The 13,206-nt window shown below is 71.3% G+C and carries 12 protein-coding genes; 8 read left to right on the top strand and 4 right to left on the bottom strand.

The genetic code is table 11. The features are described 5' to 3' along the window. Positions 1-86: 86 nt before the first annotated feature. From HA073_RS04160 to HA073_RS04170, 3 genes are all read left to right on the top strand, one after another. Positions 87-1,808: an Eco57I restriction-modification methylase domain-containing protein gene (locus HA073_RS04160; RefSeq protein ID WP_309227985.1), complete on the top strand. Its 1,722-nt coding sequence runs from the start codon at positions 87-89 to the stop codon at positions 1,806-1,808. After that, positions 1,777-2,493 carry a PaeR7I family type II restriction endonuclease gene (locus HA073_RS04165; protein ID WP_166455736.1) on the top strand — a complete coding sequence of 239 codons (717 nt, stop codon included), beginning with the start codon at positions 1,777-1,779 and terminating at the stop codon, positions 2,491-2,493. Before HA073_RS04160 ends, HA073_RS04165 begins: the two co-directional genes overlap by 32 nt. 387 nt (positions 2,494-2,880) lie before the next feature. Beyond that, positions 2,881-3,828, top strand: coding sequence for a zinc metalloprotease (locus tag HA073_RS04170; RefSeq protein ID WP_069088087.1), 948 nt, complete (start codon positions 2,881-2,883; stop codon positions 3,826-3,828). A gap of 51 nt (positions 3,829-3,879) precedes the next feature. On the opposite strand, the gene HA073_RS04175 is transcribed toward HA073_RS04170, so the two are convergent. Beyond that, positions 3,880-5,559: a DNA repair helicase XPB gene (locus HA073_RS04175; protein WP_043327178.1), complete on the bottom strand. Its 1,680-nt coding sequence runs from the start codon at positions 5,557-5,559 to the stop codon at positions 3,880-3,882. Between the two features lie 186 nt (positions 5,560-5,745). On the opposite strand from HA073_RS04175, the gene HA073_RS04180 reads away from it, so the two are divergent. Then, positions 5,746-6,621: a L,D-transpeptidase family protein gene (locus tag HA073_RS04180; protein WP_064448815.1), complete on the top strand. Its 876-nt coding sequence runs from the start codon at positions 5,746-5,748 to the stop codon at positions 6,619-6,621. A 125-nt stretch (positions 6,622-6,746) separates the two neighbouring features. Beyond that, positions 6,747-6,983 carry a hypothetical protein gene (locus HA073_RS04185; protein ID WP_030503577.1) on the top strand — a complete coding sequence of 79 codons (237 nt, stop codon included), beginning with the start codon at positions 6,747-6,749 and terminating at the stop codon, positions 6,981-6,983. Between the two features lie 4 nt (positions 6,984-6,987). Here the strand turns inward: HA073_RS04185 and HA073_RS04190 are convergent, their stop codons facing one another. Beyond that, the gene (locus HA073_RS04190; protein WP_166455737.1) at positions 6,988-9,450 is read right to left on the bottom strand and encodes a helicase-associated domain-containing protein; all 2,463 of its coding nucleotides are present in this window, start codon (positions 9,448-9,450) and stop codon (positions 6,988-6,990) included. A 37-nt stretch (positions 9,451-9,487) separates the two neighbouring features. Between HA073_RS04190 and HA073_RS04195 the strand changes: the two genes are divergently transcribed. Beyond that, positions 9,488-10,111, top strand: coding sequence for an HAD family hydrolase (locus tag HA073_RS04195; protein ID WP_166455738.1), 624 nt, complete (start codon positions 9,488-9,490; stop codon positions 10,109-10,111). Between the two features lie 28 nt (positions 10,112-10,139). Beyond that, positions 10,140-10,526, top strand: coding sequence for a cold-shock protein (locus HA073_RS04200; RefSeq protein ID WP_030503574.1), 387 nt, complete (start codon positions 10,140-10,142; stop codon positions 10,524-10,526). On the opposite strand, the gene HA073_RS04205 is transcribed toward HA073_RS04200, so the two are convergent. Continuing rightward, complete coding sequence (locus tag HA073_RS04205) at positions 10,487-11,317, bottom strand: 1,4-dihydroxy-6-naphthoate synthase (RefSeq protein WP_043327170.1); 831 nt, start codon at positions 11,315-11,317, stop codon at positions 10,487-10,489. The two genes, HA073_RS04200 and HA073_RS04205, sit on opposite strands and share 40 nt — an antisense overlap. Positions 11,318-11,351: 34 nt before the next feature. Then, entirely contained in the window at positions 11,352-12,062 is a 711-nt protein-coding gene (locus HA073_RS04210; RefSeq protein ID WP_140946274.1) for a TetR/AcrR family transcriptional regulator, read from the bottom strand. Between the two features lie 117 nt (positions 12,063-12,179). On the opposite strand from HA073_RS04210, the gene HA073_RS04215 reads away from it, so the two are divergent. Further along, positions 12,180-13,163, top strand: coding sequence for an NAD(P)-dependent alcohol dehydrogenase (locus HA073_RS04215; RefSeq protein WP_166455739.1), 984 nt, complete (start codon positions 12,180-12,182; stop codon positions 13,161-13,163). Positions 13,164-13,206 lie beyond the last annotated feature (43 nt).

Below are 13,206 nucleotides of genomic sequence, written 5' to 3' on the forward strand. Positions count from 1 at the left end.
CCTTGACTCAGCATTTGACCAGGTTGCGGGTAGAGCGCGGCGTGCTGGCGTGAAGGGCGACGACTCGGCTGTCCTATGCTCGTCAGGTGAAGGCGATAGCAGGGCGGCAGCTCGCGTCAGGTGAGATGACGTCGGTGTTGTCCGCCGTCTCGGCGAACCCTGTCGAGCATGGTGAAGTCTTTACGCGTCGCTGGATTGTCGACCTCATTCTTGATCTCGCCGGCTTCACGGCTGATCGTGACCTGGCCACGCTGGTGGCTGTTGAGCCCGCGTGTGGCGGCGGCGCCTTTCTGGCGGCGATGGCCGGGCGGGTCAGCGCCTCGTGTCGCAAGCACGACCGGTCGATTCTTGACGCCAAGTCGGCGCTGAGGGCCTTCGACCTACTTGGGCCGAGCGTGGCGGCCAGCAGGACGCTCGTTCGGAACGTGTTGACCGACGATGGTTGGTCGCTCCCTGAGGCGAGCGAGTTGGCCCAGGCGTGGGTGCAGCAGGGTGACTTTTTGCTCGACCCGCAGCCGCCGGTGAACGTGGACTTTGTCGTCGGTAACCCGCCATACGTCCGCCTGGAAGACGTGCCGGCTGACCGGATGCTCGCCTATCGTGCCGCGTGTCCTACCATGACCGGTCGGTCTGATCTCTATGTCGGTTTCTACGAGCGAGGGTTGAAATCCCTCCGGCCAGGCGGCGTCCTCGCGTTCATCTGCGCTGATCGGTGGATGCGTAACCAGTACGGGCGGCACTTGCGAGAGCTTGTCAGTAGCAGCTACAGCGTTGATCTCACCATCAGCATGCACGATGTCGATGCGTTCGAGGAGCAGGTGTCCGCGTATCCAGCCATCACGGTGCTCCGGCGTGCTGCGCAGGGTGCCAGCACGGTGGTGGACACCCGACGTAGTTTTGGTCCGCAGGATGCACCAGAGTTGGTGGAGTCAATTCGTGCCAACGCCCCCACAGCGGTGTCTAGCGGAAGTTTCACGGCAGCGCGGTTGACCCACTGGTTCACTGGTGAGGGGCCTTGGCCGACCGGTTCGCCTTCACGGTTGGCGCTCATCGAGAGTCTGAACGACAGATTCCCTTTGTTGGAGGATCGCAGCACCGGCACGCGGGTCGGGATCGGCGTAGCGACCGGCGCCGACAAGGTCTTCGTAACGAAGTATGCGGATGTTGAGCCACGGCGGCTGCTGCCGCTGTCGATGGTGAGGGACACCGCGTCAGGGAAGTTCGAGTGGTCCGGCCACTACCTGGTCAACCCGTGGGACGAGGACGGTGTACTCGTCGACTTGTCCTGGCTGCCACGACTGCGCGCGTACTACGAACGGCACGCGGTCGCTCTTAAGCGCCGACATGTTGCGGGACGACGGCCGGGCCAGTGGTATCGGACGATCGACAGAGTCGACCCCGCGCTGGTTGATCGCCCAAAACTGCTTTTTCCGGACATGAAGTCAGCGATCCATCCGGTGTTGGATGCGGGTGGCTACTACCCGCACCACAACCTGTACTACATCGTCTCCGACGTCTGGGACCTGCGAGTCCTGGGTGGGCTCTTGTTGTCGGGTGTTGCACAGGCCTTTGTGGAGGCATATGCCGTTAGGATGCGTGGCGGCACCCTTCGTTTTCAGGCCCAGTATCTGCGCCGAATCCGTGTTCCTAGGCCGGGCAGCATCTCTTTGGATGACCGCGCTGCTTTGGCGACGGCCTTCGATGCGCGAGACTCGCAAGCGGCCACGGAGGCTGCCTTGCGCGTGTACGGCATCGAGGCGATGGGGGATCTGTTCGGTGGACCGGCGGCTGGAAGAGGCGGTTCGTAGTTCCTGGCTGGTACGCGAGTCTCAGGCTGCCAAGAAGCTCATAGGTGGCAAGACGGATACCGGCGGGCGCGGCGCCGTGACCGGTGGTGGTCACCTCGACGCAATGACGGAATTGCTCGCTCAGCTCTTCCGCGACGCTGGCTTCCCCGACGACGCCGTACGCCATCGCTCGGGCTTGGAGGTGCCTGGTTACTTCCGGCCGGCGAAGAAGTGGGATCTGGTAGTGGTCCACGACGGTGAGCTCGTTGCCGCTGTGGAGCTCAAGTCACACGTCGGTCCATCGTTCGGAAACAACTTCAACAACAGGAACGAGGAGGCCATCGGCAGCGCGGTCGACCTCCGGCGAGCCTATGACCACGGCTTGCTCGGTCGGCTCAGGCCATGGCTCGGCTACGTCCTGCTTGTGGAGGATGCGCCGGGGTCGACACGTCCGGGAACGCCGCGAAGCGGCACTTTCCCGATCGACCCAACCTTTGCTGGGACGTCGTACGTCGACCGGTATGTGACGCTGTGTAAGCGCCTCTGCGCTGCTGGGCTTTACGACGCCACCTGCTTGGTGACTTCATCCCGCGACGTTGACGCCCCTATCCGGCAACCCGACCCTGAGGTGGGATTCGCCGCCTTCGTCAGTTCCGTCATGGCTCGGACGGAAGAGCTCGGCGTTCTCCGGTTGGAAGGGAACTGAGCGATCGGGTGATGTCTCAATCCCGCCCCGATTTCTCGCACTACACGTACCGCGTCGCGCGGTCCGTCGAAGACCAGGAGTTCGTCGCTACGTGTTCTGAGTTCCCGTCTCTCTCGTGGCTCGGGACCACCCGGGTTGAGGCGCTGCAAGGGCTCCAGGAGATGCTGCGAGCGGTGATTGCTGACATGGCGAAACAGAGCGAGCAGATTCCAGAGCCGTGCCCCGGAAGCTGAGCACCGCTGACCCGCCTCAGGGCGAGCCCTCCTCGCGGGGGACTGTTGCCGATGCCCATTGACGTGGTCTTATGGCGGGACGACGACGTCATCGATCCGCAGCTTTGACAACCCCGCGTCGGTACTCCTTTCATGCCTTCCGAAAGGTGCAACGATGCACAGGAAACCGACGATTCACCTGGCAGTGCTCGTCGCTGCCGCCGCCACCTTCCTGACCGCCGGCGGAGCCCCCGTCGCGGCCACGGCCGCCTCTCCCGCCGCCGCCGAGTGCGAGCCGGGCGCGGACAACCACAGCGCCGCCCGGGTACGTGAGGGCGCCACCGCAAAGGAGCCCGCGCTCTACTCGACGAACGAGGCCAAGGCGTACGGCGTCATCAAGGACTCGCCGCGCCTCGCCAACGGCAGCGTCACCGTGCCGACGGTCTTCCACATGATCTCCGACCACGAGCTGAGCGCGGCCGAGAAGGCCCGCTGGAACACGCTCATCTCGGCGCAGATGACGGTGCTCAACGACTCGTTCGCGGGTCGTACCGCGGCCGACGCGTCGGACACGCCGTTCCGCTTCTCGCTGGTCGACACCACGTGGACCGTCAACAGCACCTGGTACACGGTGGTGCCGGGCAAGAACGAGCGGGACATGAAGAAGGCGCTCTACACCGGCGACTCCCGCACCCTGAACGTCTACGCGGCGAACATCGGTGACGGGCTGCTCGGCTGGGCGTACTTCCCGAAGGGCTACAACAACGGCCGCGACTACATCGACGGCGTGGTGATGCTGGACGAGTCGATGCCGGGCGGTACGGCCGGCAAGTACGCGCTCGGTGACACGCTCACGCACGAGGTGGGGCACTGGCTGATGCTGGAGCACACGTTCGCGCACGGCTGCTCCGCGTCCGGCGACTTCGTGGCGGACACGCCGCGTGAGGCGGCGCCGCAGTTCAACTGCCCGATCGGCGCGGACACCTGCACCGCGCCGGGGCTGGACCCGATCCACAACTTCATGGACTACACGCAGGACTCCTGCATGAACATGTTCACCCCGGGCCAGGCCGACCGGATGAGCGACGCCTGGGTCGCGTTCCGGGCCAGCGGCAAGGGCTGACCGCGAGACCGGGCGGGCCGCACCACGGCGGCCCGCCCGGCCGCGCGCCGGTCAGTCGACAGTCGGCAGCGTCGGCCCGAGCACGTCGTCGGCGTCCACGATGGTGTACGCGTACCCCTGCTCGGCCAGGAAGCGCTGCCGGTGCGCGGCGTACTCGGTGTCGATGGTGTCCCGGGAGACCACCGTGTAGAAGTGCGCCTGCCGCCCGTCGGCCTTCGGGCGCAGCACCCGCCCGAGCCGCTGCGCCTCCTCCTGCCGGGAGCCGAACGTGCCGGACACCTGGATCGCCACCGCCGCCTCGGGCAGGTCGATGGAGAAGTTGCCGACCTTCGAGAGCACCAGCGTCCGCAACGAGCCGGAGCGGAACGCGTCGAACAGCCGCTCGCGTTCCTTGTTCGTGGTGGAACCCTGCACGATCGGCGCGTCCAGGTATTCGCCCAGCTGGTGCAGCTGATCGAGGAACCCACCGATGACAAGGACCTGCTCGTCCGGGTGCCGGTCCACCAGCGCCCGGACCACCGGCAGCTTCGTGCGGGCGGTCGCCGCCATCCGGTAGCGCTCCTCGGCCTCCGCCGTCGCGTACGCCATGCGCTCGGCGTCGGTGAGCGTCACCCGTACCTCGGTGCACTCCGCCGGGGCGATCCAGCCCTGCTGCTCGATGTCCTTCCACGGCGCGTCGTACCGCTTCGGGCCGATCAGGCTGAACACGTCGCCCTCGCGGCCGTCCTCGCGTACCAGAGTCGCGGTGAGGCCGAGCCGGCGACGGGCCTGGAGGTCCGCCGTGAAGCGGAAGATCGGCGCGGGCAGCAGGTGCACCTCGTCGTAGACGACCAGGCCCCAGTCGCGGGCGCCGAACAGGTCCAGGTGGGTGAACGCGCCGCCGCGCCGCGAGGTGAGCACCTGGTACGTGGCGATGGTGACCGGGCGGATCTCCTTGCGCTCGCCCGAGTACTCGCCGATCTCCTCCTCGGTCAGCGACGTGCGGGCGATCAGCTCCCGCTTCCACTGCCGTCCCGCCACGGTGTTGGTGACCAGGATCAGCGTGGTCGCCTTCGCCTCGGCCATGGCCGCCGCGCCGACCAGCGTCTTGCCGGCGCCACAGGGCAGCACCACCACGCCGGAGCCGCCGGCCCAGAACGCCTCGACGGCTTCCCGCTGGTACGACCGCAGCGTCCACGGCTTGCCGCCGTCCTTGCCGGCCTCGGCCAGCTCGATCGGGTGCGCCTCGCCGTCCACGTACCCGGCCAGGTCCTCGGCCGGCCAGCCCAGCTTGAGCAGCGCCTGCTTGAGCCGGCCCCGCTCGGACGGGTGCACCGCGATGGTGTCGTCGTCGAGCTTCGCGCCGAGCATGCCGGCGAGCTTCTTGCTCTTGGCGACCTCGATCAGCACCACCCGGTCCAGCGCGCGCAGCACCAGGCCGTGCACCGGGTCGTTGGCGAGCTGGAGCCGGCCGTACCGGTCCATCGTCTCGGCCACGTCGACCAGCAGCGCGTGCGGCACCGGGTAGCGGGAGTACTTGATCAGCGAGTCGACCACGCCCTCGGCGTCGTGGCCGGCGGCCCGCGCGTTCCACAGACCCAGCGGCGTCAGCCGGTACGTGTGCACGTGCTCGGGGGAGCGTTCCAGCTCGGCGAAGGGCGCGATGGCCATCCGGCACGCCTGCGCGTCGGGGTGGTCGATCTCCAGTAGGAGCGTCTTGTCCGACTGCACGATCAGTGGTCCACCGCTCACGCCAGCGTCCTCTCGCATCGCCCGGAACCCCGCTGCCCGGAACCCCGCCGCACCCCGGCTGACCTGCCGGAGGCCGACCAACCAGTGTTGCACGCCGGAGGGCTGCGCAAAAAAGTCCGGCTGGACAGGCAACGTCATACTCGTCCCACACGTCTAGCAAGCGGGACGACTGTCCAGGGAGGGCCCATGCAGCGTGTCCGGTTTCTCGCCCGGGTCACCGCCCTGGCGGTGGTCGTGCTGGTCGGTGTCGGCGCCTGCGCGCTCGATCCGCAGGCGGACGGCGCCGGGGGGAGCACCCCCGGCCCGGTCGGGCTGACGGAGGGAGCATCGGGGGCGAGCGCGTCGCCCACGCCGGAGCAGCCGGTCACGTCCCCGTCGGCGCAGCCGAGCCGGACGGCCTCGCCGAAACCCTCCCGATCGCCGGAGGCGACGAAGACGACGAAACCCGGGCCGAAGCCGAGCGCGTCCGCCGGGTGCCCGCAGGGCGAGCACCAGCGGGCCGTGGAGACGTACCTGACCCGGCTGGGCGGCTTCGGGACGCTGACCGTGGACGGCGAGCAGTCCGCCGCCGACTGCGCCGCGATCAAGAAGTTCCAGGTCCGGTACGGCATCAGCCCGTCCTCGGGTCGCGCCGGCCCCACCACGTACGACGTGGCGAAGCGGCTGGCCGCCACCGACACCGCGCGGTGCAAGGCCGGTTCCCGGCTGACGTTCTGCGTCGACCTGACCCGGCAGACGGTCTGGGCGATGCGCGGCGGCGAGGTGGTGATGGGCCCGACCGTGACCCGCACCGGCATGTCCGGCTACGCCACCCCGGCCGGCACGTACTCGGTGGGGCGGAAGAACCCGCGCGAGTGGTCCAACCCGTACGAGGTGTGGCTGCCGTACTGGCAGCAGTTCAACGGCGGGATCGGCTTCCACGAGACCACGACATACCTGCACAACGGCGCGATCGGCTCGCACGGCTGCGTGAACCTGCTGCACCGCGACGCGGTACGCCTGTGGGAGCTGGGTTCGGTCGGCACCCGCGTGGTGGTGATCGGCCGCCGCCCCGGCACCTGAACCGGCCCGGAACCCGCCCTCACCCGTGACCGGACGGCCCGGATCAGGGTTTTAACCCCTGTCCGCCCGGTCCGGCAGGTGCCACTCTGGAAGCCGGGTCCAAGCCGGGACGGGGAGGGACTGCCATGACCGTTGACCAGGACGTGCTTCCCGACGAGGAGCGGACGCAGCAGCAGGAGGTGCCCACGGCGGTCCTGTTCGGCTACGCGGCCGCCGCCGTCGGGGTGTTCGGCTGGTTCCTGTTCGGGCTGTTGGTGCAGCAGCAGGGCTTCGTGGACTCGGTCGGCGAGTCGGCCGGCGCGGCGTTCGCGTTGCTGCTGGCCGTGTCGGTGGTGGGCACGTTGCGCCGCAACGGGGAGTGACGCCTCACTCCTCCAGCACGGCCGCGGTGATCCGGTGCAGCGCGAACGTGTGCAGCATCTCCGTCCGGTCGTCCTCGGCGCGCAGGTAGCCGGCGCCGATAGACACCGGCCGGACCAGCCGGGACGCGGTCGCCCCGTGCGCGTCGACGTAGCCGACCCAGACCAGCGCCTTGTCCCGTACCGCCTGCTGGAGCACCGCCAGCGCGTCACCGTGACCGGGCACCGGGGCGGGACCGCCCGCCGCCGCGCCGCCCCGGACCACCGCCGGGGCCCGCCGCGCCGCCCGGGCCGCCGCGTCGCCCCGGCGGATCTGCTCCACCACGCCGAGCAGACGGGGCATCGGCAGCTTCGGCGTGGCGAGCGGGTCCACCGCGCGGCCGATCCCGGTACGGGCCGGCGCCCGCCGGGTCTTCGGCCGGGCCAGCACCGTCGCTCCGCTGGCGTCCTCGGGCACCGGGGCGTACCCGGCGTCGCGCAACGCGGTGAGCATCCGGTTGACCTGGTACGGCGTGACCAGCACGGTGGGTGCGAGCCGGCGGAACGCCAGCGGCTCCAGGCGCCGGTCGGCCTGCACCTCGGTGAGCAGCGCCTCGTCGTCGCTGCGCACGTATGCGCCGGACGACCCGACGCGCAGCCCGCCGTGCTTGCGGGCCACGTCGTCGACCAGGTAGGTCAGGCCCTGCGGCACCGGGGTACGGGACCGGCGGCGGAACAGCGCGTGCAGGTCCTCCGCGGTGTAGCCGGCGTCCAGCGCCCGCCGGATGCTTCCCGTGGTGACCCGGTGCACGCTCGCACCGCCCGCCGACTCGTGCTCGGCCACCACGTCCAGTTCGGCGGCGAGCGCCGGGTCGGGCGGGCCGGGCACCACGACTGTCAGGTCGGCCTGGATCAGCACGTGGTCGACCGGGGCGGGCAGCAGCCCGTCCAGCGCGCGGACGGTGGTCGACGGGTCGCCCGACTCGGCGTCGGAGCGCAGCCCGAGCGGGTCGTCGCCGCGTTCGTCGGCGTCGGTCAGCTCGGCGAGCAGCAGCCGCCCGTACGTGGTGAGCGCGCCGAGCCCGGTCACGCCCAGCGAGGCCGCCTCGGCCAGCACCTCCCGGTGCGCCGTCTCCCGCCCCCGGGCCCGCCGGGGCGCGCGCCAGTCCAGCAGTTCCAGCACTTCGTCCGGGGTGGGCGCGGTGCCGGCCGGCAGGTCGGCGAGCACGGCGAGCACCGCACGCCGGGCGGCGGGCGCGCCGGCTCGTTCCGCCTCGGCGGAGAGCACCGAGATGGGCCGGTCCCGGTCGTCGCGCTGCCCGATCAGGCCGGCCTGGCGGGGCATCGACATCCAGGCGCGGGCGAGCTGCTCCCAGCGCTGGGCCAGCGACGCCGCGCGCCACACCTCGTACCCGCCGGTGGGCAGGATCTGCTGGTCGCCGCCGTAGCGGGTGGTGGCCGCGCCGGTCAGCTCCATCTCACCGGTCAGCCCGGCCGCGTACGCGACCTCGAACAGCAGCGCGGTGGTCGTCTCGTCCAGTCCGAGTCCACGGGCGAGTCGGCGCAGGTCGCGGACGCCGATGCCGCCGGAGCGCAGCACCGGGGCCGGCTCCACGATCAGCGCCTCCAGCAGCGCCTCGGTGTGCCGGACCACCTCCATGGTCTGCCCGGCCCCGGCCGAGTCGACGGACTTGACCTCGCGGGGCGGGCCGGACACCACGGGTGGGCTGGTGCGCAGCGGGCCGAGCGGGCCGGAGTCGCGGCGCAGCACCAGCCCCACCTCGCGGGGCAGCTCGACGGTGCCGTTGCGGCCGCCGGACATCCGCACCAGCAGCCGGTGCTCGACCAGCCAGCGGATCGGGGAGCCGGTCGGCGCGCCGCCGTTCACCAGGTCCGGCGGGAGCACGTCCTCGGCGCCGGTCGCGGGGGCCTCCAACGCGCCCGGCGCGACGGTGCCGACCGGCGGTCCGGCGGCGAGCCGGTCCAGGACGGCGCGGGCCGAGGGCGGGGCGGACAGCAGCGTCCGCCGCAGCTTCGCCGGGTCCGCGCAGAGGGCCGCCACGCGCGGGTCCAGCTCCGCCGCCGGCCGGCCCAGCCCCGCCGGGTACGGGGACACCTCGTCGATGCCCCCGGCCACGCACAGGTCGTGCTCGGGGCCGTACAGCAGGAACCGGGCCCGGAGCCGGTCGACGGCGGCGCGGACCGCGGTGGGCGCGGGGGGTCGTGGCCCGGCGGTGGCCATGGCCAGGATCTGGTCGGTGGAGGTGGCGCCCTCGGGGCCGCGGGTGAGGCGGGCGGCGTCGAGGATCTGGAGGGTGAACTGGTCCAGCCCGTCGAGCGCCCGGGCCACGGAGACCCGGGACTGGGCGCGCAGGGCGAGGGCGGACACGTCGGCCGGCACCGGTACGACGAGGTCCGGCCGCAGCTGGAGCAGCGCGGCGAGGGACTCGTCGGGGAGGGCCCGCAGGTGGTCGGCGAGTGAGGTGGTCATCGTCGTACCACGCTAGCCCGCTGGGTAGGTTCTCGGCATGCCTCCGCTGATGGTCGGCTTCGACCTCGACATGACACTGGTCGACTCCCGCCCCGGGATCGCCGCCGCGTTCCGGGCGCTCACCGCGCGGACCGGCGTGCACGTAAACGGGGATCTGGCGGTGTCGCGGCTGGGCCCGCCGCTGCGCACCGAGCTGGCGCACTGGTTCCCGCCGGAGCGCATCGAGGAGGCGGTGACGCTCTACCGGGAGCTGTATCCGGCGTACGCGATCACTCCGACGGTGCCGATGCCGGGTGCGGAGGCCGCGCTGCGCGCGGTGCAGGCGCGCGGCGGCCGGACGATGGTGGTGACCGCGAAGATCGGCCGGCTGGCGAAGCTGCACCTGGACCACCTCGGGCTACCGGTGGACGAGCTGGCCGGGGACGTGTTCGCCGAGCAGAAGGCGGTCGCGTTGCGCGAGCACGGCGCGACGCTCTACGTGGGTGACCATGTGGCCGACATGGCCGCCGCGCGAGCTGCGGGAATCCCAGGCGTGGCAGTGGCGACCGGTCCGTGCTCGGCCGACGAACTGACCGAGGCCGGGGCGTACCTGGTGCTTGATGATCTCGTCGAATTCCCGAGGGCGCTGGACCGGATCATCGGGCTAGCCTTGGAGGGGTAGACGGTTCGAGTGGAGCGGGGTTCAACAGGTGCCGACGGGTCGAGTGAAGTGGTACGACGCCGCCAAGGGGTACGGGTTCGTCACCAGTGACGAGGGTGGCGACGTGTTCCTGCCGAAGGGCGCGCTACCGGCGGGTGTCGCCGACCTGAAGGGTGGCCAGCGGGTCGATTTCAGCGTCGTGGACAGCCGGCGGGGCGCCCAGGCCATGGGGGTCAAGCTGCTGGAGGCGCCGCCTTCGGTGGCGGAGCTGCGCCGCCGGCCGGCCGAGGAACTGCACGGCCTGGTGGAAGACATGATCAAGGTGCTGGAGGCGAAGGTCCAGCCGGACCTGCGCCGGGGTCGCTTCCCGGATCGAAAGACCTCCCAGAAGATCGCTCAGCTGGTCCACGCGGTGGCGCGCGAGCTGGAGGTCTGAGGGACGAGCCCGGCGTCGGCGGCCCGGCCCAGCAGCGCCTCCACGGCGGCGAAGCCGGCCTCACCCAGGTCGGCGGTGAACTCGTTGACGTAGAGGCCGATGTGCCGGTCCACCACGTCGGGCTCCATCTCCTGCGCGTGCGTGAGGACGTACTCGCGGCTCGCAGCCGGGTCGGCCCACGCCTGGCGTACCGACTCGCGGATCCAGGCGGCGGCCTCGGCCGGGTCGACAGCGCCCCGGCGGGCCAGGATCGCGCCCAGCGGGATCGGCAGCCCGGTGTCGCCCTCCCACCACTCGCCCAGGTCGACGAGCGCGGTCAGCCCGTGCCGCGGGTAGGTGAAGCGCGCCTCGTGGATCACCAGGCCGGCGTCGTACCGGCCGGCGGCCACGCCCGGCATGATCTCGTGGAACGGCACCACCTCGATGCGCGCCGGCGCCTGGTCGGCCGCCCAGAGCCGGAACAGCAGGTACGCGGTGGTCCGCTCGCCGGGCACCGCCACCGTCGCGCCGGACAGGTCGGTCCGGTCGCCGCGGGTCAGCACCAGCGGGCCGCAGCCCCGGCCGAGCGCGCCGCCGCAGGGCAGCAGGTGGTAGTCGTCCAGCAGCCAGGGCAGCGCCGCGTAGCTGACCTTCACCAGGTCGAACGCGCCCCGCTCGGCGGCCGTGTTGGTCACGTCGACGTCCGCGTAGGTCACCTCGACCGGCGGCGCGCCGGGCACCCGGCCGTGCACCAGGGCGTCGAAGACGAACGTGTCGTTGGGGCAGGGGGAGATCGCCAGGGAGAGCGCCACGTCCCCACCGTAACCCCGGGGGCCGGGCCGCCCGTCACAGCGTCCGGTGTGACGTCCAGCCGTCCCGGTGCAGCCGTTCGATGCCGTCGAGCAGCAGGTCCAGCGCGAACTCGAACTCGAACTGGTCGTCGCAGCCCGGCCCGACGACCGAGTCGCCGTCGTGCGACGCCGCGGTGGCGATCGCCGCGAGGTTGGGGAACCGGGCGGCCATCTCCGGCGGCAGGTCGGCCGGTGGCTCGGGCACTGTCGCGCCGGACCGGCCGGCCTGCCGGGTGGCGTCGAACAGTTCCTGGCTGAAGCCCAGCACCCGGCTGCCCATCGCGTGCATCACGTGGTGGGCGAGGTCGGTGGAGAACCCACCGGCGCGCAGCGCCCCGACCGTCGAGTCCAGGTACGCGAGCACGGCCGGCGTCGCCGTGCTGCGGGACTCGATCGCCAGCGGCGCCCAGGGGTGGCGCAGCAGCACCTGTCGCGCCGAGAGGATGCGCCGCCGGATCGCCTGCTTCCAGTCACCGGCCTCCGGCGGATCGATCTCCGCGACCACGACGTCGATCATGCCGTCGACCAGTTCGTCCTTGTTCGCCACGTGCTTGTAGAGCGCCATCGGCACGACGCCCAGGTCTTGGGCGAGGTTGCGCATGCTGAGCGACTCGATGCCGGTCCCGTCGGCGAGCGCGACGGCGGCACGCAGAATCCGGTCCCTGCTCAGCGGTGCCCGGCGCACCTTCTCCGCCTGCTTCGGCATGTGGTTCCTCGCCTTCCCGGGAGCGGTTGTCACAGTATCCGCCTTGACTGGTGTACGGCGTACACCTAGCCTGGTCCCATCGAGGTGTACGCCGTACACCTGGGAGGGAGCGGGACCATGAGAGCGATCGTCCAGGACCGGTACGGCCCACCCGAGACACTCACGCTGGTCGACGTCGACACGCCCGTGCCCGCCGTTGACGAGGTGCTGATCCGGGTCGAGGCGGCCGCGCTCAACGCGTACGACTGGCACGTCATGCGCGGCGATCCCCGGCTGTCGCGGCTGGCGCTCGGCCTCACGCGGCCCCGGGCGCGCATCCGTGGCCGCGACGTGGCCGGGCGGGTCGAGGCCGTCGGCGCCGGGGTACGGCAGATACGTCCCGGCGACGCCGTCTTCGCCGACCTCGGCGAGGCCGACGGCGCGTTCGCCGAGTACGTGTGCGTACCCGAACGCCTGGTCGCGCCCCGGCCGGCGAACCTGTCCCCGGAGCAGGCCGCCGCCCTGCCTCTCGCGGGCGTCACCGCGCTCCAGGGGCTGCGCGACGCCGGGCAGGTCCGGCCCGGCCACCGGGTCCTGATCAACGGGGCGTCCGGCGGCGTCGGCACGCTCGCCGTCCAGCTGGCCAAGGCGCTCGGCGCGACGGTGACGGGCGTGTGCCGCACCCGCAACGTCGACCTGGTCCGTTCGCTCGGCGCCGACCACGTGGTCGACTACACCCGCGACGACTTCACCCGCGCCGGGCGCCGGTACGACGTGGTGTTCGACCTGGTCGGCAACCGTTCGCTGCGCGCGCTGCGGCGCGCGTTGACGCCGACCGGGACGCTCGTGCTCTCCGGCGGCGGCGTCTACCGCGGCGGCAGCCTCATCGGACCGGTCGGGCTGCTCGCCCGCGGACGGCTGACGGCGCCCTTCGTCCGGCAGCGCATCGTCGCGCTCGCCACCTCACCCGGCCGGGCGCACCTGGACGCGCTCCGCGAGCACGCCGAGGCCGGCCGGCTCACCGTGGCCATCGACCGTACCTATTCGCTCCACGAGGTGCCCGACGCCATCCGCTACCTCGAAACCGAGCACGCGCGGGCGAAGGTCGTCGTCACCATCTGAGGCCGTCGTCCCCAGCCCGGCGAGTTGTCCACAGGGTTGTCCA

The organism is Micromonospora sp. CMU55-4 (assembly GCF_011602315.1).
Taxonomy (GTDB): Bacteria; Actinomycetota; Actinomycetes; order Mycobacteriales; family Micromonosporaceae; genus Micromonospora; species Micromonospora chalcea.